This window comes from uncultured Ruegeria sp. (assembly GCF_947489545.1).
GTDB lineage: Bacteria > Pseudomonadota > Alphaproteobacteria > Rhodobacterales > Rhodobacteraceae > Ruegeria.
On record NZ_CANLDZ010000002.1, the window covers coordinates 233,461 to 252,057 of the forward strand.

Here is an 18,597-nt window from a genome sequence, read left to right on the forward strand (position 1 = left end):
CTCCCTCGTTTATCTATTGCGATTGCCACGGCCGAGCGCCCTGCTCATCTGAGCCGCGATCTGACCTTGCGAGCGGCGGAAACCCTGCACATCCGGGGTGGAGATATTCATCACAACGTTCACGGGCTGCCCGCCGCCCGCGCTTCGCACGCCCAGTTTTCCGTCCGACCCGCGTGCAAGCGGCATGATCGCCTCAGGCCCGGCCTCGCCCATCAAACCGGTTCCGCCACGCATCGGGAACGTCGTTGGTCCGCTGACCACACCACCATTGGCAAATGGCATCACCCGACCCTGGCTAAAGCTGCCGCCATCCGCGAAAGGCAACAGCCCTTGCACCAGCCCACCAATGCCACCCGCCAGCATACCGCCGAAGTGGTCCGTCACCGGTTTAATCGCCGCCGAATAAGCGGTGCGGATCATCGAATTCTTCAGTACATCCAACGCATCCGACAAGTTCATCCCATCCAGCACCACGCCATCAAAAGCCTTGCGCAACCCACCAGACATGCCGCGCTCCAGCGTGGCGACATCCTTGCCGGTTTCCTCAAAAGCGGCACTGATCCGCCTCATCTGTCCATCAAAAGCCGCTGCCATTGATGCAGCATCGCCCAGCGAGTCACCCAGTGCCTCGCCCCGTTCCTGCAAGTCGTCAAAGCCGTCACGATCCGTCATCACGCTCTCCTTGTGTCTTGTCCGGATAGGCCACCAGCAAGGCATCCAGACCAGCCTTGTTCATCGCCGGCAAACCTCCGCCGTGACCCAGCATCAGCCGCAACTCAGCCGGCGTCAGGCGCCAGAATTGATCTGGAGGCAGCCTTAGGCCGACCAGCCCGGCCCTCATCAGGACGGGCCAGTCCAACCCGTTCATGCGTCACCCGGAACCATGAACGCCCGCGCCAGCAACTCGGCCGCTGCACGTGCGCCAGCCATCGGCCCGCCTTCAATTTCAGCACTCAACAGATCGTCCCGGCGCACATTCGCACCGCCCCCCCGCAGCCCGGCTACGATCAACGCCAGAACATCGCTACTGGAGTACACCCCGCCTTCGAAACGCTGTACCAGATCCACCAGCGACACTGTTTCCAGCTCTTGCTCCAATTCCGCCAATGCACCCAATGTCAGTTTGAGCAGCCGCCGCTCCCCATCGATGGTCAGTGCCACCTCTCCCGTCCATGGATTTGCCATCAGGGTTACAGCGCTGTGAAGGTCAAAGCACCAGCACTCGCCATGCTTATCTCATAGGTGGCCTCACCATTGTGTGATCCTGCATACTCGATGCCGGTCACCTGAAACGGCCCCTCGACAATGCCAAAATCGGGGATGATCACCTGAAATCCGGGCGTCTCGCCGTCAAAAAAAAGCTGCCGGGTACGCTCATCAGTACCTTCGTCCTTGAACACTCCCGAGCCCGAAATCGCAGCAGATTTAACCCCCGCCCCGGACAATAACTCGCGCCAACCACCCTGACTTTCCAGACTGGTGACATCCACACTTTCGGCGTTGAAACTGACCCGTGTGGCGCGCAGCCCCGCGATGGTTTCGAACAGCCCCGAGCCGTTCATATCCAGTTTGACCAGCAGGTCCTTACCGTTCTGGGCACCCATATGCTCTCTCCAATGATTGCTTAATTGTCTTCCACGCGGGCGCGGAATCTCAGATCGATCTGGCGCACAGCACCTCCGGTTCCAGTGCGCTTGGCTGAGGCCCGTTCGAACCAAAGCCCAACCAGGCGGCCCCGGTCCAAGGTCAGTGGCGCATTCTCCAGCGCATCACATACCGCTCCCGCCAACGTCTTGGCCGCGCCAAACCCAGCGACCTCTGACACGACAGATACCGTGAACCGATGCACCGCCCCTGCACCTGACCTGTCTGAGGCCTCGCGCACATCTTCCGGGCCCAGCGTCACATAGGTTTGCGGCACTGCACCTGCCGGAACCGCGTCGTAAATGGCCCCACCAGACAACCTCACGACATCTGAATTCGCCGACAACTGCTGGTAAACCGCCGCCTGCAAAGCAGCCGAAACGCCATAACTCATGCCGCCACCTCCTCATCTGCAAAACAGGTCAGAAACTGTCCAAGCGGGTCGCGCTCGGCAATCGCCCGGATCACGAAGCGGCGGTTGCCCTCACGAAACCGCTGATCCGGCGCAGGCCGCATCGACGAGCCCTCGGGCGCACCCCGCACAACTATGCGATAGCCAACACGCGATACGGGGACACCCGCGATCTGCCGCTCGGCCCCGCTGCGCGCCGTGACCTCAGCCCAAAGCGTTCCCTGAGCTGCCCAGATCTCGGTATAGCCGCCTGCGCCATCGGCCACCCGCACTGGCGCTTCAAGCACCAGCTTTCGGTTCAAACGTGGCGTCTTCATTTCGCCACTCCTGCGCCGAACCGCACCATCCGATAGCGCTGGATCAGACTGGTTACACCGAAAGGCATGCAGCCGTCGCCCAACGCCGTTTCATCCCGGTATTCATAGTAATGCGCCGCTAACAACAGAACCGCCTGCCCCAAATCGGCTGGTAATCCATCCCAGTCCACAGCCATCCCTGCGGTGAAGGCGATCTTGACCGATCCACCGGTCGCAATCGCGGGCAGCGCGCCAGATACCGGTCGTATCCGAGGCCGCAGACTATCCCGCTCCAAACGGTAGGCGTCTTGGTCTATGACCGTCTCGGCCCCAGCCGTGTCGGTCACCATTACAGCATCAATCGCTGTGACCGGCGCCACCGGTAATACCTCGCCTGCCGGATCACGCCAGTTGTTCAGGCGCCACGAAAATTCATGCCCGATCAACACCTTGCCTGTACGCGCCTCAATCGCCGCAATCGCCGCCCGTAGAAAACCCTTCAGGACCTCGTCTTGTAGACTCGCCTCGGCAAAACCTGTGCCCAGCCGCAAATGCGCTTTGAACTGATCCACCGGCAGCGCCGCATCCGCGATGGCGGTTTCTTCGATCAACATCATCTATTCACTCCGCAATCTCGGACCCCTCCGGGGGCCTCGCTCAGGAAAATGACGGGCACGCGCCGCCCCACGTTGCTCGGACGGAGGGGAGCAGCTAGACAACGCGGGGGGTCTTACGCCAGCCCGCGCCCGCCGCCCGAGGGGCCAAGGCCCCCCGGATCCGTCACCGCTTAGGCGGTGCCGAATTTCAGCAACTTGATCGCCGCAAAGTCGCTGACGTCGCCGCCCACGCGCTTGGTCGCGTAAAACAAGACATGCGGTTTGGCGCTGAACGGATCGCGCAGAACACGCAGATCGGGACGCTCAGCAATGGTGTAACCGGACTGGAAGTCGCCAAACGCGATTGAGAAGCTGTCGGTCGCCGCGTCCGGCATATCCTCGGCGATCAGTACCGGATACCCCATCAGACGCGCGGGCTCACCCGCAGCCAGACCGTCCGACCACAGGAAGCGGCCATCGCTGTCTTTCAGCTTGCGGATAACACCGGCGGTTTTAGAGTTCATCACAAAGGTACCGTTGACGCGGTACTGCGCGCCCAGCGCGTAAACCACATCGACAATCGCATCTGCGTCGACGCCGCTGTCGATACCGGTTGGCACATACCCCAAGTTGCCCCAGATCCAGGCATCGTTCGCAGTGGTTCTGTGGGTCAGAATGCCCTTAGGCTTGTCCACACCATCGCCATTGATAAAGGCTGCCGCTTCGGCCCGCGCGAATTTGTCTGCAATACGACCGGCCAACCAGCCTTCCACGTCAAACGCGCTGTCATCCAGCAATCGTTGCGACGCCTTGGGCAAGGCGCTCAGCTCATGCAGCGGGATCGAGATGCGATCAATCATCGGTGTGGCCGTCTCGGTTGTGTCCGAGCTTTCATCCGCCCAACCCGCACCGACATCTGTATGGTCGACCAGAACATCGAACGAGTTCGCCTCGACATTCACCACCCCGGCAACCGAGCGGATCGAAGCGGTCGACTTCAAAACAGACTTGATGATCTCGGTGGTCTGGGGATCGACCAGATAACCACCGTCGCTGTTCACCGTGCTGGACAGAGACTTCGACTCCATCTCCAGCCCGCGCAGCCCGTCATCTTCACCGGAGCGCACATAGGCATCAAAGGCCTTCTGGTGCGGTGCGCCATCCTCAATAGACGCCGCAAGATGCGGACGCGCCGCCATGGTTGATTTACGATCCAGCATAGTCAGTCGCTCTTCTGTCTGTTGCATTTTGGTTTTAACTTCAGCCTTCAGGTCCTTGAGTTCGTTTACGAAGCTGGCCATTGCCTGCTTCACCTCCTGAACCAGGGGCACACCCTCTCCGGTCAAGGCCGGGGTTTTGGTCTTCCTCATCAGCACTTCCTTTTTGGGGGTGAGGTTACGGCGCGCTAGGTTCGCGCCAGCTCCAGCCGGGCAGTGTTGAACACCTCGGCAATACTGCGCAGGATGTCTTCGGCATCCGGGATCGTCCCCTTTGCCGCCACCCGCGCACTGGGCAGCATCGGGAACGTCACAAGCGACACCTCCCACAGCTCCAGTTCCGTCAGGACCCGCTGGCCCTTGTCATTCTTCACGGCCCGCTTGGTGCGATAGCCAATCGATAGCCCATCAATGGCACCCGCCCGGATCAGCTCAGCCGCTTCACGACCTTTCTGCGTGCTCTCCAGCAAACGCCCCTTGACCCACAGACCCTGGTCATCCTCACGCACCTCGTCCCAAACGCCGATGGGTTGTACCGGATCGTGTTGCCACAGCATCTTGACCCGCTGACCCGCCTTGGCCAGCCCGTCAAGCGAGCCGCGATAGGCCCCGCGCTGTACCACATCGCTGCCCTGATCGACCTGACCAAACAGGCTGGCATAGCCTTCGATCACTGCGTCCTCAGAAACGGACAGCCCGTCGCCAAACCGCGCAAACTTGCGTTCCAAATCCATGAACAACTCCTCATAGCCATCTGAATTCACGGCGTTGCTACCAGAATAGACTGGAACGCCTGCGCTAGGATCACCGCCGCCACGCCATAGACCGCCAGCCACAAACGCTTCTCCAACCGCTCCATCATCTCTTCGATCTGATCCAGCCGCCGACATAGATGTTCGTGCTGGATCTCGGCCACCCGCTCATGCGCAGCCAAACGCAGGCCCGGCGCGCAGTCGAACGGCGGGTATCCCTCACTCATCGGCACGCTCCGGCAGCCCAAGCAGCGCACGTTTCTCGGCATCCGTTAGGAACTCGGCACGGCTCACCCGCGTCCATTGCGCATCGCGTTCAGCAGACAACGCGGGCACCTGATCCAGATCGGGCTTCAGCACCAGCTCCTCACCAGTGAAGCCAGCCAACCACTCCGACACCGCCGCCGCCACCCGCGTCACCAGGGGCAACACGGTCAGGCGATAAAACGCCCGGTTGGCCTCCTGATAGTTCGAATAGGTCGCGTCGCCTTGTATCCCCAGCAGCATCGGCGGAACCCCAAAGGCCAGCGCGATCTCGCGGGCGGCGGCTTCCTTGGTCTTTTGAAACTCCATGTCTGAGGGCGAGAAACCCATCGGTTTCCAATCCAGCCCCCCTTCCAGAACCATCGGACGGCCTGCATTGCGCGCCCCACGATAGTTCTGCTCGATCTCATCCGAGAGGCGACGGAACTGATCCTCAGCCATAACCCCATGGCCATCGCCGCCCTTCCACACCAGCGCGCCCGAAGGCCGCGCGGCATTGTCCAGCAGAGATTTCGACCACCGCGACGCGCTGTTATGCACATCAATCGCCATCGCCGCCGCCTGCATCGGCGAGAACCCATAGTGATCATCCTGAGGGTGGAACGACTTGATATGACAGATCGCATCAGCCGCAAACCGGTGTTTCTTACAGCCCACCGCGTAATCATACGCCTTGGGCCAACCATCCGCCCCCGGCACCACGCTCATCCGGTCCGAGCGCAAAACGTGCAGCTCAATCGGCAAGCCTTCTTGAGCCTGCACCGCCTCGACATAAGCATTGCCCGACAGCAGCAACTGACCAAAAAGAGCCTCCATCAACTCCGCCCGCCCCTGCGCCGCATTCGGACGGCGCATCAGGGATATGATCGGATGCACATCATAGCGCTGTCCCTGATCCTGCAGCACCAAAGGTAAGGCAGCCGCCGCCTCAGCAATCAGCTTGACCGAGCGGAACCCCACCGGGTTCCCCGAAAACCCCGTCCGCGTCAGCGAAACGGTGTCTCTGGCGCTCCACGCCACACGCCCACCCGTCTGCCACGCCACCACGGGCCCCGCAGCACTTGCTTTTGCCTCAGGCGCCTCACCAGTCGATCCACGACGCAAGAAATCGAATACCATCTGTGCTCCTTTCAGCCGCCGCTCTGCCCGGCTTGTTGAAAGGAGTTATGATGGAGAGAAGTTTAAGCCTCGGGAACGGGGCGTGCGGGGGTTGGGCAACAACCACTCCCCCTTGAACAGAGGGAAAAAACAACCCTATCTCGCTTGCACCCAAGAAGGTTGGCCTTAGGATACGAGCGTATCCGCCGCTCTTACCTCACTTTTTAGTCTCCAGCCACGAAGGCCTATATATGCACCAAATGGGCGCGTTCTTCTCCCGATCCATAAATGTCTCGGCGAAAGTGATCGCTCTTTCCTCGTTGACTGGCGCAGTGATCGGTGCCGTGCGGGCGTCACCCGATACGTTGTGGAGTGACATCTGGACCGGCGCATTGACCGGTTTCGTTATTTCTCTGTGTTGTTTGCTTGCCGAATATCAGGTTTTCTCGAACCCGAAACGCAGAATGACACGCCGATTGCGCCCTATTCTTCTGATGATCCTTAGGGGCGCTGCGTATAGCCTCTTTATCGTCTTCGGCCTGCTTGTTCCTGATATGTTGACCGAGACCGATCAACCCTGGAAAGGCCCAGCCTTCGCGGGACTTTTTGCCATATCCGCTGCCATTGCCTTTGCCTTTTCGATCGGTATCGAGGTCACGCGCCTACTCGGAAAAGAGGCTACTGTCGCCCTCTTTACAGGGCGCTATACTAAAGCGCGGTTAGAGCAGCGTGTCATTCTTTTCGCCGATGTCATCGGGTCTACGGCGCTGGCAGAAACCATCGGTCAGCTCCGCTTTCATGATTTCCTGCGCGATGTGGCCCTGGATCTTGCGGATGCGGTAGAGATGACGCGCGGGGACGTACACAAATATGTCGGGGACTCGGTCATCGTGACATGGAAACTATCAAATGGGCTCGCGAACGCCACTTGCCTGAGATGTGCCCTGGAAATGCACCGGATCCTGGCAAGCCGCGCTGAATTCTACAAAAAAAGATATAGCGCTGCGGCGCGCATACGAGTGGCAATCCACTGCGGCGAGGTCGCTGCCGGTGAGATTGGGGACTGGAAGAAAGAGATCGCACTTTTAGGTGATCCCATGAACACCGCTGCCCGCATCGAAGGTGCCGCCAAAATGTTCAATGCGGATATCGTCCTGTCGAACGACGTTGTGTGCCAACTGCCAATCGAACATCATCAAAGACTTACCCGGCTACCCTCATTCAAGGCACCGGGAAAGCAGGATGAACTGAGCCTGTGGTCAGCGGATTTTTATTCTTGATCAGAGTCTTATCTGAATTCGATGGATCTGGCCGAGGATCAGGTTTTATGTCCGTCCTAGATCTCACACCACCCGCACCCTAGGCCGTCGATACGCCCCTGCAGGCCCCACCACCAACTCATGCAACGCCCAGACCAGTGCGTCGACCCGGTCGGGCGAACCCTGCCCCTCAAACCCGCGCGCGGTCATCTGGCACATCTGCTCCTCCAGCGCGTCCAGCCCCGCCACATGCGCCACCCGCCCTTGCTCGTACAAAGCCGCCACAGGTTCTGCCCGCGCCACCTTGCCGCGTGAGGCCCGCACCGCCCGATAAGGCACCAGAGGGTCCACCTGCCGCACGACCTCTTCCACCAGTTGCCCGCCCTGGTTGACCTCGGCCACCAGTCGCTCACCCCCGAATTCATCCATCGCATCTATCGCCGCCTGCGCCCAGCCCGCCGGGCCGACGCCCTGCACTGTCCGGTCTGCCAAAACAAACGCCCGCCACTTCTCGGGCGGTCCTTGCACTTGCGCGCCGACCACCACGATCCCACAGGCATCCGCATCCGCCCCAGCCGTAACCGCTGGGTCCAATGCGACTACAATGCGATCCAGTTCCGGCACTTGATCAACCCGCGCCGCGTCCAACATCGAGCCCGTCCACAGCGCCCCTTCGGTATCAGAAAGCAGCATCCCATCCAACTCTTGCCGCCCCAGCCGTGTCCCCGCATAGCGCGCCCGCACCTCGTCCAGAAACGAGTCCGCCAGATTGGCCCGGTTCGCCTCGGTCGGCGCATGGGTCTGCACAGTGGAGGGCGACGCCAGCAATTCCTTCAGAACTTTCACATTCCGCGGCGTGGTCGTCACACAGACCCGAGGGCGTTCCCCCAACCGCAACGCAAACTGCAGCATATCCCAGGTCTCACCGGCCTTATTCCACTTGGCCAATTCATCAACCCAGGCCGCATCGAACTGCGGCCCGCGCAAACCTTCGGGATCATGCGCCGAAAACGCCTGCGCCTCGGCCCCGTTGGGCCAGACCAGCTTGCGTTCAGACGCCTTCCACGTGGGTCGGCGATCCTGCGGTGAACACTGCAAGATCCCGCTGTCACCAAAGATCATCACGTCACGCACCTGATCAAATGTCTCGCCAACCAGCGCCACACGGCACGCCTCACCTCTGTCCAACGGCAAAGCCCCCTCAACCATTGAACGCACCCACTCAGCACCGGCTCGTGTCTTGCCAGCTCCACGCCCGCCCACGATCACCCAGGATCGCCAGTCGCCCTCAGGCGGTAACTGGTGCGGCAGCGCCCAAAACTCGAATAGGAAAGGGAGGGCGCATAGCCCCCCCTCCCCGATTTCACTCAGAAACCTCTCCCGCACCGCAGCATCGGCGGAGGCGAGCCAACCTGCACCCGACTTCAAATCGAGCGCGCTCAAGGTCGAGTGCGTATCCACTTTGGGCAATTCCGGCTTGTCTATGATGTTGTTCGACAAAGCTTGTCTCCACTTTCTGACAACTTCGGATCAGCCCCTCTAACTGCCCGAGTTGCTTGGCTGAACCAGCAAGATCTGCATCCTCCCCGGTTCCGATCTGCCTGCGCAATTCTTCCGCTGCTTGGCGCAGACCGCGAATGGACGCCTCCAGTGACTGCAACAATTCTGCCGTCTGGGACATCCGCTCTTCCGGGGTAATCAAAGTCATGTTTGCGTATTGACCTCATGCGTGAGTGTTCCCGCACGAGAGAAACGAAAAACGGCCACCGGGTCACCCGGGGCCGTTGCCCACTTCTTCTAGCATGACACAAACCATACGAAAAAAAGGACGCAAAGTCAATGTTTTGCGCAACACATACGCAACGGGGACCGAACGGTGATGGTTAATAAATTGCTAGCATGTCACAAACTTCCGACCTGTCTCATCCACTGATGGTCAGATCCTGTGCCAACATCAACGCATTCATATCCGGATCATAAAACGTGGCCGTGCTGACCATTCCTTCGATTGTGTCAGTGTCGCCGTCGAACTTCACACCCGCGGCCTCTAGGGTGCCGCGCGCCTTTGCGATGTCAGCGACTTCAAACACGGGAACACTATTTCCCGGAGAAGGCTCCGACTGTTCGCCCAACCCCAATGTCACACCTTCAACATTGGTGTGCAATTCGCTCCAGCCCGCTTCATCAATGTGATGGACCAGTTCAAATCCAAGTTTGTCGTTGTACCAATCCGCGCTGGCATGCCGATCCCGAACGGACATCGCGAGGGTGATTGTGTTTTTTAACGAAACAAGTGGCATTGAACTTCCCCATTTATTAAAAATAAAGTAACTATACTTTATGGACATTAATACACTTGTCAAGCTGACCTCTCGCGCCTGGTCACTGAACATTCTGGCCCTACTGCATTCAGGGCTTCCTGGTCGACAGGCGCCGCTTCTGGCCGCCACCAACGCCAGCAGAACGGCCTTCGCGTCCAGTCTCGCGCACCTTGTTCAGCTTGGCATGATCGAAAGAAACCCAGGTCACGGTCACCCGCTCCGCCCAGAGTTCCGATTGACCACAACTGGGCGTCAGGCCGCTGAAATGGCTCACTCCTTCGTTAAGACAGTGCCTGATGAAAGGGAATTCGGGCTACTTCGCAAAACATGGACTGTACCAATCCTGGCGCTGACCGGTTCCCCCTATCGGTTTTCAATGATCAAGTCAGATCTGTCACCGATCACAGATCGAGCCTTGTCGTCTTCCCTGCATCAGCTAGAGGCGCAAGATTGGATCCGGCGCGACATTGTAACCTCGGGTCGGATGCCATTTCCAACTTACAAAGCTGTGAATACAGGGGCCGCAATCAGTCGGGTTGTTGACCTTCTCCTCTGAGGTAAGACCTTTGCCTTGGTGCATGTGTCATTTGCGGCCCAGCAACGCGTCCCACCCAAGCCTGCGCTTGACATTTCTGGGTCAAACCCTCATTTGGCCCCTAACACAGCGCTGACGCGTGAGCATCGGCGGGCCGTAACCAGCCCCACAGCGCCAAACCTATTTCCAGTTCCCATTCACGCAGGGTTCTTAACGCGACGACCAGATGCGGCAGGAAACGCCTGCACGTCCCGAGGTCTCGCACAACCCCTGTCGGTTACGCGCTCTGCGTGGCCAGTCACGATATGTCTGCGGGCTGACCCCGTGGATCAAAAAGGAATACTAATTGTTCGACTTCGACATGCTGGGCCTCGCGCCCGCCCTGAACGACGCGCTGAAAAATGCCAAACTGACCCAACCGACACCGATCCAGAACAAGGCCATCCCTTTGGCGCTTGAGGGTCATGATATCCTAGGCCTCGCCCAAACCGGTACCGGCAAAACACTCGCCTTTGGCCTGCCACTTATCGATCACCTGCTGGCCCAGCCCGGCAAACCCGCGCCCAAAATGGCCAAATCGCTGATCCTTGCACCCACACGCGAGCTGGTGAACCAGATCGCCGACAGCCTGCGCAACCTGACCAAGAACACGAAACTACGGGTCGCTACCGTTGTGGGCGGCCAGTCGATCAACAAACAGATCATGTTCCTATCGCGCGGCACCGACATCCTCGTCGCCACGCCGGGTCGCCTGATCGACCTGATGGATCGCCGCGCCGTTGATATGAGCTCGGTCAAGCATCTGGTGCTGGATGAGGCCGACCAGATGCTCGATATGGGCTTCATCCACGCTCTGCGCCGCATTGCGCCTGAACTGGGCACGCCGCGCCAGACCATGCTGTTCTCGGCCACCATGCCGAAACAGATGGAGGAACTCAGCCGCGCCTATCTGAACAACCCTCAGCGGGTTCAGGTCTCGCCTCCGGGCAAGGCCGCTGACAAGATCACTCAGTCGCTCCACTTCGTCAGCAAACCCGGAAAACCCATCAAATTGCGCGAGATCCTTTCTCAGGACAAGGATGCCCTAACCCTGGTCTTTTCACGCACAAAACACGGTGCCGAGAAACTGATGAGGGGACTAGTCGCAGATGGGTTTAATGCCGCCTCGATCCACGGCAACAAAAGCCAGGGTCAGCGCGACCGCGCGATCAAGGCCTTTCGTTCGGGCGAGATCAACATCCTCGTCGCCACTGACGTCGCCGCGCGCGGCATCGACATCCCCGGCGTGGCGTATGTGATCAACTATGACCTTCCCGAGGTGCCAGACAACTATGTCCACCGCATCGGCCGCACCGCCCGTGCCGGTCGCGAGGGCGAGGCAATCGCCTTCTGCTCGGGCGAAGAGGTCGAGCTGCTGCGTCAAATTCAAAAGCTGATGAAAGCCGATATTCCAGTCGCCAGCGGCACAATGCCGGAATACATCGAGACCAAGAAGCCTGCGCAGCGCCAAAACAGTCGTCGCCGCAACTTCAAACCGAAGGCAGCCAATGGAAGCCCCAAGCCCGGCAATACAAAGCGCCGCCGCCCAAAGCGTCGGCCAGCAGCCTAGTGTAGCGGCCTAAATTTGGTTCGCGCTGCGAAACAATGCTCGCGCTGGCGATAGGCTCGCGCGAGCATATATTCTGAACCGGTCGGCAATTCTAACCGGTGGCTCTAGTTTCCAGAGCTTTGTTGTTCCGCTTCGATTTCACGCCATTTCGCAACGTTGCGGTTATGCTCTTGCAAAGTCTCGGCAAAGGCGTGACCACCGGTCCCATCCGCGACAAAGAACACGAAATTCGTCTGCTCTGGCGCGACAGCAGCTTCAAGGCTTGCCTGACCGGGGTTAGCAATCGGTGTTGGCGGCAAACCGTCGATAACATAAGTGTTCCAAGGCGTTGCACGGCGCAGCTCACTTCTGCGCAAACCGCGACCCAGCGACCCCTGACCTTTGGTGACGCCATAGATCACGGTTGGATCCGTTTGCAGCTTCATGCCTTGGTTCAGCCGGTTCACGAAGACACTGGCAACTTGTCCCCGCTCTTCCGGAACACCTGTCTCTTTCTCGATGATCGAGGCCAGGATCAACATCTCTTCTGGGCTTTCCAACGGTAAGCCATCCTGCCTGCTTTCCCAGGCGGCATTGATCCGCAGCTGTTGTTTGTCCTGCATCGCTTGCAGGACCGCAGCGCGATCCTGGCCAGACGTCACATCGTAGCTGTCGGGTGCCAACATACCTTCGGCCGGAATCTCAGACACCTCGCCGGTCAATGCATCAATTGCTTTCAACGCTTCGACCACCTGCCACGAGGTCACGCCTTCCGCCAGAGAGATGCGATATCGCGTATCAGCCTCTTCCCGTTTTTCAGTGTACGCTGCCGGAATTTCTTCCTCAGAGGCGTCAAACGACGCCACGTCCTCAAAATCCAGCGTTGCCGGGTTTAACTCACGAACCCGGATCTGGGCGCGTGTGACACCGATACGGTACTCAATTTCGGACCCGCATGTGCTGGCGCCACTACTAGTGATCTCGCCGATGATCTGTTCCATCGACGCGCCTTCACGCACCAGGAAACTGCCAGCTTTCAGCTGCTGTGATCTGTCCGTGTAATCTGCGGCCATGCGAAAGATCGTGGCATTGCTGATTGCGCCCTGATCCTCCAGCTCGCGGCTGACATTTGTCATGTTCGAGCCGCTTTTGACCTGCAAGCAGATCGCGGTTTCAAGCGGGCCCTCTTCTTTGTACTGCGTTTGACCCCAAAGGATCAGCCCGCCCGCCAGAAACAGGCCGACTACCAGAACGGTCAGCATATTAGAAGCCAGAGCCCGCCACATTTATCCAACCTTTCCAAAGATCACGCTGGCATTCGTACCGCCGAACCCGAACGAGTTTGACAAAGCCACATCAATCTTGCGCTCACGCTTTGCGTTGGGTGCCAGATCAAGTGCAGTCTCAACCGCCGGATTGTCCAGATTGATCGTTGGCGGCGCAACCTGGTCGCGGATGGCAAGGATCGAGAATATTGCCTCGATCGCGCCCGCAGCCCCCAATAGGTGTCCGGTGGCAGATTTGGTCGACGACATCGTCGCCTCACTGGCGTGATCTCCCAACAAGCGCTCTACCGCGCCCAACTCGATCGTATCCGCCATTGTCGAGGTACCATGGGCGTTGATGTAATCCAGATCGGTCGGCTCCAACCCGGCGCTGCGCAGCGCGGCTTTCATTGAACGCTCAGCACCATCACCGTCTTCGCTTGGGGCGGTGATGTGATATGCATCACCAGACATGCCGTAGCCCAACACCTCGGCATAGATCTTGGCACCGCGGGCCTTAGCGTGTTCGTAGTCCTCAAGAACCACGATGCCTGACCCTTCGCCCATGACAAAGCCGTCACGGTCTACGTCGTAAGGGCGACTGGCGGCTTTGGGATTGTCAGCGTATTTCGTCGAGAGCGCTTTGCACGCATTGAACCCGGCAATTCCGATCTCGCAAATGCAGCCTTCACCACCGCCGGCGATCATTACATCAGCATCGCCTGCGCGGATAATACGGCTGGCATCTCCAATCGCGTGCGCGCCCGTCGAGCAGGCGGTTACGACTGAATGGTTCGGTCCCTTGAACCCGTGGCGGATCGACACCTGACCCGAGGCCAGGTTGATCAAAGCACCCGGAATAAAGAATGGCGACACACGGCGCGGACCTTTATCGCGGATCAAGTTCGCAGTGTTTGCAATCGATCCCAGCCCACCAATGCCTGAACCAATCAGAACGCCAGTGCGCAGGCGATCTTCTTCGTCCTCGGGCGTCCAGCCCGCATCCTTGCATGCCATTTCAGCGGCAGCGATCGAATAAAGGATAAAATCCTCGATTTTCCGCTGCTCTTTCGGTGGCATCCAGTCGTCGGGATTGAACGTGCCATTTGTGCCATCACCACGAGGGACTTCGCAGGCATAGGTCGTTGTGACCCCGCTTGCCTCGGCATCGAATTGCGTGATTGGTCCCGCGCCGGATTCTCCGTCCAGCAGCCGCGACCAGGTTTCCTCGACCCCACTGGCCAAAGGAGTGACCAATCCAAGACCGGTTACAACGACTCTGCGCATGAAGTGCCTCTTGCCTGCTTCCTGTTATGAGAACCGCTCATACCCCGGCCCGGGGTCCGGGGGCAAGAGCAACGGCATGTTCCGCACCGGCATCCTGTCGCCGATGGCGGCGTACAAAACGGTCAATGCCTGTCTGCTCATGCCGATAGAACGAAAAAGCCGCCTCTCCATGAAACGGGAGAGGCAGATCGCAAACCGTTCAGGAGCTATTGAAACTGGGCCACGCGCTCGTGTGCAGCTGTTGCAACTTCCAGCGCTTCGGATAGGTCAACGGTTTTGCGGAACAAGGACCGCCCCACCAAAGCACCTGCGATATTAGGGATATAGGCAAGTCTCGAAATATCGTCAGATGTGCGCACCACACCGCTGGCGATCACTGGCGTGCGGGAGTGCTGCGCCAGACCCGAAATCAGGCCCAATTGCGCCTCGATGTCTTCCATATCGCTATCGATATCGGTGACCAGAATGGCCGCAAACGGCGTGTCGGCAAATGCATCAATGAATGCCTCAGGCGAAAACGCGCTTTGACTGCGCCAACCTTCGGTCATCACAAAACCCCGCCACACATCTACCGCAAGCACGATTTGATCCGGGTACAGCTTGGCCAATTCTTTGACCAGGTTCGGATCCCATGCCGCAAGCGTACCAATAACAATCCGCCCGGCTCCTTTGTCTATCCAGTGCTCCACCTGTTCACGGGTGCGCATCCCACCGGCCAGTTGCACGGGCATTTCCGCTGTGCGGATGATCTCTTCGACCAGCTCGACATTGGTATTCCGACCTTCGATCGCATCGAAATCCGTCAGGTGCATCCATTCGGCCCCGGCCGCAAACCAACTGCGCGCCGTTTCGGTTGGATTCACATGCCAGATCATCGCCTGTTCCAGACGGCCTTTGTCCAGCGTGACACACCGGCCGTTCTGCAATTCCATCGTGGGGTAAATCCTCATGAGCTTGTTCCTCCGCTCAATCGCTCTGAAAATCCAGCATACCATACACGTGAAAGATCATCCCGATTCTACAAGATCGGCACAGTTTGAGCATTTTGCGGCATGTCAGAGTAGCGGCGGAATCACGCTCGGGCCGGCGGCCCGTTCCGCCGCAACAGATGCACGGCCGTGTTTTTGTATTCCGCTTCGCGCAGCAGCACATAACCCAGCTTTTTCGCAAGCTTTTGCGACGCACCGTTGGTCGCGTCGACCATTGCAACCAGGGGCCCTGGCATGATCCGGTCGAACCAGTCATGCGCAGCCTGTGCTGCTTCATACCCCAAGCCCTGACCCTGCACCTCAGGCGCTAAAACCCATCCGGCCTCAGGGAACCCATCGAAATCATCACCCATGTCGCGGTTACCATAGAAGAATCCGGCCTGCCCGATCAGCTTGCGATTCGATTGCTGCAGAACACCCCATTGCCCGAAACCCGCCATATGCCAATGGCCAGCATTCCGCAAAAAGGAATCCCAGGCCTCTCCGCGCGATCGCGGTAACCCACCGATATGCCGCACCACACAAGGGTCGCGCCAAATCTCGGCGAACCTGTCGAAATCTTCTGGCCGCATAGCGCATAGCGTCAAGCGGGCCGTGTTTATCATCGGGGTGGATCTTATCATGCCCTGCCCGCCTGGAATTATGCCTCAGGGGAAACAGTGCAAAGCGTCAAAGCATTGCGCAAGCATGAATTCAGAGCAGGCACAAAAAAACGGCGCTCCCGTTGCCCGGAAGCGCCGTTTTCTTTGACTTCGAAACGCTTAGGACGCTTCGCTGATGAATTTGACGGCGTCGCCAAAGGTCTGGATGGTCTCGGCGGCGTCGTCGGGGATCTCGATGCCGAACTCTTCTTCGAAGGCCATAACCAGTTCTACGGTGTCCAGGCTGTCTGCGCCCAGATCGTCGATGAAGGAAGCATTTTCAGCTACTTTGTCTTCTTCAACACCCAGGTGCTCAACAACGATCTTTTTAACGCGATCTGCGACGTCGCTCATGTCTATTCCTCATTCCATTTCAGGGCGGTACGCCCGGTTCTGCCCTTGCCCGCTCGGGGTGGCTTTGGTTTGCCCGTTCCGGGCGGTTAGGGTCCCGGCTTTCCGGGAAAGTAGAAGGCCGACCTTAGCGACCGACCCCTGCATAGATGCGCCGCCTATAGCACAGTCGACGCAAGAGGCAAACGCTTTCGCACTTGCCCCTTACTGCGTTCACAACATGGCCATACCGCCATTCACATGCAAGGTGCTTCCGGTAACATAAGCAGCCTCAGGACTAGCCAGGTACACGACGGCGGCTGCAACTTCCAAGGGCTCACCCATACGTCCGGCAGGCACTTGCTGCAACAGGCCTGCTTTTTGTTCTTCTGTCAGCTTTTCGGTCATCGCCGTTGTGATAAAGCCTGGGGCGACTGCGTTCACGGTTATGCCTCGTGTGGCAACTTCATGTGCCAAAGCCTTGGAAAAGCCAACCATTCCAGCTTTGGAAGCGGCATAGTTGGCCTGACCCGGGTTGCCAATCGCCCCCACAACGGACGAGATGTTCACAATCCGGCCCCAACGAGATTTCATCATCCCGCGGATCACGCCTTTACACAGTTTCATGGTGGCCGTCATGTTCACGTCAATGACGCTCTGCCATTCGTCGTCTGACATGCGCATAAACAGATTGTCCCGCGTGATGCCCGCATTGTTTACAAGAATGTCGACGGACCCCATGGCCTCGGCCGCTTGTTTTGGCAAAGCTGCAACCGCCTCAGAGTCACTCAGATTGCAAGGCAGTACATGGGCGCGTTCGCCCAGCTCATCCGCCAAAGCCTGCAGATGTTCGACCCGTGTGCCGGACAATCCTACGGTCGCACCTGCATCATGCAGAGCGCGCGCGATATTGCCGCCGATGCCGCCAGATGCACCGGTGATCAGCGCGTTCTTACCTGTCAAATCAAACATTCGGTTTTCCTCTTGGTTCGTCTTGTGTGACGAGTTTTGAGCTTACGATTCGGCCTCGATAGCCTTTTCTACGTCTTCCGGTGTGCCCACAGCCTTGCCCGCAATGGCACGGTCAATCTTTCGGACCATGCCCGACAGAGCCTTGCCCGCACCAATTTCCCATGTCTCGGTCACGCCTTGGGCCGCCATGTATTGCACGCTTTCGCGCCAGCGGACTGACCCGGTGACTTGCTCGACCAGCAATTGCCGGATCAGGTCAGGGTCGCTGACTACGTTGGCACGCACATTTGCGATTAAGGGCACTGCAGGCGCCACTATCTCGACGGCGGACAAAGCTTCGGCCATCACATCTGCGGCAGGCTGCATCAATGCACAATGGAACGGCGCACTAACCGGCAGCATCACTGCGCGTTTTGCGCCTTTGTTTTTGGCAATCTCAGCCGCGCGTTCAACCGCAGCCTTGGATCCGGACACCACGACTTGCGTCGGATCGTTGTCATTTGCGGCCTGACAGACTTCGCCTTGCGCTGCTTCATCTGCAACGGCGCGCACAGCCTCCAGGTCCAGCCCCAGGATGGCCGCCATCGCACCTTCCCCGACCGGCACCGCGCTTTGCATCGCCTGACCACGTGTGCGCAACAAACGCGCTGTGTCGGCCACGGTCAACGCCCCCGCTGCGGCCAGTGCCGAGTATTCACCCAGCGAGTGACCGGCCACAAATGATGCGTTGGTAACCGAAACGCCCTCAGCCTCCAGCGCGCGCATCGCGGCCATTGATGTGGCCATCAGTGCCGGCTGTGCGTTTTGGGTGAGTGTAAGATCGGCAATATCGCCTTCCCAGATTAAGCTGCTCAGCTTCTCCCCCAGCGCTTCGTCCACCTCATCGAATACAGCCTGTGCGGCAGGATATGCCTCAGCCAATGCTTTGCCCATTCCAATGGCCTGGGCGCCCTGCCCGGGAAAAACGAACGCAAGTGTCATTGCAACCTCATGGATGACGTCAAGTTGCGGCGGGGTGTAAACTGACATGGGTCGCTGCACAAGCATTGCGTTTGCCCTGCATTTTGGCACCCTGGCTGTGCATTTCCTCAGGCTTGTGCCTCAACTGGTTGGCATTAGTGTAGGCTCAAC

At 58.8% G+C, this 18,597-nt stretch carries 23 protein-coding genes; 3 read left to right on the plus strand and 20 right to left on the minus strand.

The features are described 5' to 3' along the window. Window positions 1-9: 9 nt before the first annotated feature. The 11 genes from Q1B13_RS03825 to Q1B13_RS03875 form a co-directional block, all read right to left on the minus strand. Entirely contained in the window at window positions 10-672 is a 663-nt protein-coding gene (locus Q1B13_RS03825; RefSeq protein ID WP_299076102.1) for a phage tail tape measure protein, read from the minus strand. Further along, window positions 659-868: a rcc01693 family protein gene (locus Q1B13_RS03830; protein WP_299076105.1), complete on the minus strand. Its 210-nt coding sequence runs from the start codon at window positions 866-868 to the stop codon at window positions 659-661. Before Q1B13_RS03830 ends, Q1B13_RS03825 begins: the two co-directional genes overlap by 14 nt. Continuing rightward, window positions 865-1,185: a gene transfer agent family protein gene (locus tag Q1B13_RS03835; protein WP_299076109.1), complete on the minus strand. Its 321-nt coding sequence runs from the start codon at window positions 1,183-1,185 to the stop codon at window positions 865-867. Before Q1B13_RS03835 ends, Q1B13_RS03830 begins: the two co-directional genes overlap by 4 nt. Window positions 1,186-1,190: 5 nt before the next feature. Next, the gene (locus Q1B13_RS03840) at window positions 1,191-1,604 is read right to left on the minus strand and encodes a phage major tail protein, TP901-1 family (protein WP_299076111.1); all 414 of its coding nucleotides are present in this window, start codon (window positions 1,602-1,604) and stop codon (window positions 1,191-1,193) included. A gap of 20 nt (window positions 1,605-1,624) precedes the next feature. Further along, window positions 1,625-2,038: a DUF3168 domain-containing protein gene (locus Q1B13_RS03845; protein ID WP_299076114.1), complete on the minus strand. Its 414-nt coding sequence runs from the start codon at window positions 2,036-2,038 to the stop codon at window positions 1,625-1,627. Further along, on the minus strand, window positions 2,035-2,373 hold the full coding sequence (locus tag Q1B13_RS03850; RefSeq protein ID WP_299076117.1) for a phage head closure protein: 339 nt from the start codon (window positions 2,371-2,373) through the stop codon (window positions 2,035-2,037). The genes Q1B13_RS03845 and Q1B13_RS03850 overlap by 4 nt, the downstream gene beginning before the upstream one ends. After that, window positions 2,370-2,969, minus strand: coding sequence for a head-tail connector protein (locus Q1B13_RS03855; protein ID WP_299076119.1), 600 nt, complete (start codon window positions 2,967-2,969; stop codon window positions 2,370-2,372). Before Q1B13_RS03855 ends, Q1B13_RS03850 begins: the two co-directional genes overlap by 4 nt. A gap of 170 nt (window positions 2,970-3,139) precedes the next feature. After that, entirely contained in the window at window positions 3,140-4,318 is a 1,179-nt protein-coding gene (locus Q1B13_RS03860; RefSeq protein ID WP_299076122.1) for a phage major capsid protein, read from the minus strand. Between the two features lie 35 nt (window positions 4,319-4,353). Continuing rightward, window positions 4,354-4,899: an HK97 family phage prohead protease gene (locus tag Q1B13_RS03865; protein ID WP_299076124.1), complete on the minus strand. Its 546-nt coding sequence runs from the start codon at window positions 4,897-4,899 to the stop codon at window positions 4,354-4,356. 26 nt (window positions 4,900-4,925) lie between these two features. Next, the gene (locus Q1B13_RS03870) at window positions 4,926-5,144 is read right to left on the minus strand and encodes a hypothetical protein (RefSeq protein WP_298936085.1); all 219 of its coding nucleotides are present in this window, start codon (window positions 5,142-5,144) and stop codon (window positions 4,926-4,928) included. Further along, the gene (locus tag Q1B13_RS03875) at window positions 5,137-6,300 is read right to left on the minus strand and encodes a phage portal protein (protein ID WP_299076127.1); all 1,164 of its coding nucleotides are present in this window, start codon (window positions 6,298-6,300) and stop codon (window positions 5,137-5,139) included. Before Q1B13_RS03875 ends, Q1B13_RS03870 begins: the two co-directional genes overlap by 8 nt. Window positions 6,301-6,539: 239 nt before the next feature. On the opposite strand from Q1B13_RS03875, the gene Q1B13_RS03880 reads away from it, so the two are divergent. Beyond that, window positions 6,540-7,559, plus strand: coding sequence for an adenylate/guanylate cyclase domain-containing protein (locus Q1B13_RS03880; protein ID WP_299799699.1), 1,020 nt, complete (start codon window positions 6,540-6,542; stop codon window positions 7,557-7,559). Between the two features lie 63 nt (window positions 7,560-7,622). Here the strand turns inward: Q1B13_RS03880 and Q1B13_RS03885 are convergent, their stop codons facing one another. Both Q1B13_RS03885 and Q1B13_RS03890 read right to left on the minus strand, forming a co-directional pair. Continuing rightward, window positions 7,623-8,849, minus strand: coding sequence for a terminase family protein (locus tag Q1B13_RS03885; protein ID WP_299076651.1), 1,227 nt, complete (start codon window positions 8,847-8,849; stop codon window positions 7,623-7,625). 611 nt (window positions 8,850-9,460) lie between these two features. After that, a complete protein-coding gene (locus Q1B13_RS03890) occupies window positions 9,461-9,838 on the minus strand; it encodes a VOC family protein (RefSeq protein ID WP_299076133.1) in 378 nt (125 codons plus the stop codon). A 40-nt stretch (window positions 9,839-9,878) separates the two neighbouring features. Between Q1B13_RS03890 and Q1B13_RS03895 the strand changes: the two genes are divergently transcribed. Further along, entirely contained in the window at window positions 9,879-10,415 is a 537-nt protein-coding gene (locus tag Q1B13_RS03895) for a winged helix-turn-helix transcriptional regulator (RefSeq protein WP_299076136.1), read from the plus strand. A 325-nt stretch (window positions 10,416-10,740) separates the two neighbouring features. After that, window positions 10,741-12,003: a DEAD/DEAH box helicase gene (locus Q1B13_RS03900; RefSeq protein ID WP_299076139.1), complete on the plus strand. Its 1,263-nt coding sequence runs from the start codon at window positions 10,741-10,743 to the stop codon at window positions 12,001-12,003. A 104-nt stretch (window positions 12,004-12,107) separates the two neighbouring features. Here Q1B13_RS03900 and mltG read toward each other — a convergent pair whose 3' ends face one another. From mltG to fabD, 7 genes are all read right to left on the minus strand, one after another. Further along, window positions 12,108-13,268, minus strand: coding sequence for an endolytic transglycosylase MltG (gene mltG, locus Q1B13_RS03905; protein WP_299076142.1), 1,161 nt, complete (start codon window positions 13,266-13,268; stop codon window positions 12,108-12,110). Continuing rightward, window positions 13,269-14,534: a beta-ketoacyl-ACP synthase II gene (gene fabF, locus Q1B13_RS03910; RefSeq protein WP_299076145.1), complete on the minus strand. Its 1,266-nt coding sequence runs from the start codon at window positions 14,532-14,534 to the stop codon at window positions 13,269-13,271. A 206-nt stretch (window positions 14,535-14,740) separates the two neighbouring features. Beyond that, on the minus strand, window positions 14,741-15,484 hold the full coding sequence (locus Q1B13_RS03915) for a 1-(5-phosphoribosyl)-5-[(5-phosphoribosylamino)methylideneamino] imidazole-4-carboxamide isomerase (protein WP_299076148.1): 744 nt from the start codon (window positions 15,482-15,484) through the stop codon (window positions 14,741-14,743). A 122-nt stretch (window positions 15,485-15,606) separates the two neighbouring features. Then, window positions 15,607-16,146, minus strand: a complete 540-nt coding sequence (locus tag Q1B13_RS03920; RefSeq protein WP_299076150.1) for a GNAT family N-acetyltransferase — start codon at window positions 16,144-16,146, stop codon at window positions 15,607-15,609. 138 nt (window positions 16,147-16,284) lie between these two features. Then, window positions 16,285-16,518, minus strand: a complete 234-nt coding sequence (locus Q1B13_RS03925) for an acyl carrier protein (protein WP_008756330.1) — start codon at window positions 16,516-16,518, stop codon at window positions 16,285-16,287. A gap of 210 nt (window positions 16,519-16,728) precedes the next feature. Continuing rightward, window positions 16,729-17,466, minus strand: a complete 738-nt coding sequence (fabG, locus tag Q1B13_RS03930; RefSeq protein WP_299076151.1) for a 3-oxoacyl-[acyl-carrier-protein] reductase — start codon at window positions 17,464-17,466, stop codon at window positions 16,729-16,731. Between the two features lie 42 nt (window positions 17,467-17,508). After that, window positions 17,509-18,447, minus strand: a complete 939-nt coding sequence (fabD, locus tag Q1B13_RS03935) for an ACP S-malonyltransferase (RefSeq protein ID WP_299076154.1) — start codon at window positions 18,445-18,447, stop codon at window positions 17,509-17,511. Window positions 18,448-18,597: the final 150 nt, after the last annotated feature.

Coding starts and splice junctions, on each gene's coding strand:
- Q1B13_RS03825 (WP_299076102.1), bottom strand. CDS start 672: ATGACGGATCGTGACGGCTTTGACGACTTGCAGGAACGGGGCGAGGCA.
- Q1B13_RS03830 (WP_299076105.1), bottom strand. CDS start 868: ATGAACGGGTTGGACTGGCCCGTCCTGATGAGGGCCGGGCTGGTCGGC.
- Q1B13_RS03835 (WP_299076109.1), bottom strand. CDS start 1,185: ATGGCAAATCCATGGACGGGAGAGGTGGCACTGACCATCGATGGGGAG.
- Q1B13_RS03840 (WP_299076111.1), bottom strand. CDS start 1,604: ATGGGTGCCCAGAACGGTAAGGACCTGCTGGTCAAACTGGATATGAAC.
- Q1B13_RS03845 (WP_299076114.1), bottom strand. CDS start 2,038: ATGAGTTATGGCGTTTCGGCTGCTTTGCAGGCGGCGGTTTACCAGCAG.
- Q1B13_RS03850 (WP_299076117.1), bottom strand. CDS start 2,373: ATGAAGACGCCACGTTTGAACCGAAAGCTGGTGCTTGAAGCGCCAGTG.
- Q1B13_RS03855 (WP_299076119.1), bottom strand. CDS start 2,969: ATGATGTTGATCGAAGAAACCGCCATCGCGGATGCGGCGCTGCCGGTG.
- Q1B13_RS03860 (WP_299076122.1), bottom strand. CDS start 4,318: ATGAGGAAGACCAAAACCCCGGCCTTGACCGGAGAGGGTGTGCCCCTG.
- Q1B13_RS03865 (WP_299076124.1), bottom strand. CDS start 4,899: ATGGATTTGGAACGCAAGTTTGCGCGGTTTGGCGACGGGCTGTCCGTT.
- Q1B13_RS03870 (WP_298936085.1), bottom strand. CDS start 5,144: ATGAGTGAGGGATACCCGCCGTTCGACTGCGCGCCGGGCCTGCGTTTG.
- Q1B13_RS03875 (WP_299076127.1), bottom strand. CDS start 6,300: ATGGTATTCGATTTCTTGCGTCGTGGATCGACTGGTGAGGCGCCTGAG.
- Q1B13_RS03880 (WP_299799699.1), top strand. CDS start 6,540: ATGGGCGCGTTCTTCTCCCGATCCATAAATGTCTCGGCGAAAGTGATC.
- Q1B13_RS03890 (WP_299076133.1), bottom strand. CDS start 9,838: ATGCCACTTGTTTCGTTAAAAAACACAATCACCCTCGCGATGTCCGTT.
- Q1B13_RS03895 (WP_299076136.1), top strand. CDS start 9,879: ATGGACATTAATACACTTGTCAAGCTGACCTCTCGCGCCTGGTCACTG.
- mltG (WP_299076142.1), bottom strand. CDS start 13,268: ATGTGGCGGGCTCTGGCTTCTAATATGCTGACCGTTCTGGTAGTCGGC.
- fabF (WP_299076145.1), bottom strand. CDS start 14,534: ATGCGCAGAGTCGTTGTAACCGGTCTTGGATTGGTCACTCCTTTGGCC.
- Q1B13_RS03915 (WP_299076148.1), bottom strand. CDS start 15,484: ATGAGGATTTACCCCACGATGGAATTGCAGAACGGCCGGTGTGTCACG.
- Q1B13_RS03920 (WP_299076150.1), bottom strand. CDS start 16,146: ATGATAAGATCCACCCCGATGATAAACACGGCCCGCTTGACGCTATGC.
- Q1B13_RS03925 (WP_008756330.1), bottom strand. CDS start 16,518: ATGAGCGACGTCGCAGATCGCGTTAAAAAGATCGTTGTTGAGCACCTG.
- fabG (WP_299076151.1), bottom strand. CDS start 17,466: ATGTTTGATTTGACAGGTAAGAACGCGCTGATCACCGGTGCATCTGGC.
- fabD (WP_299076154.1), bottom strand. CDS start 18,447: ATGACACTTGCGTTCGTTTTTCCCGGGCAGGGCGCCCAGGCCATTGGA.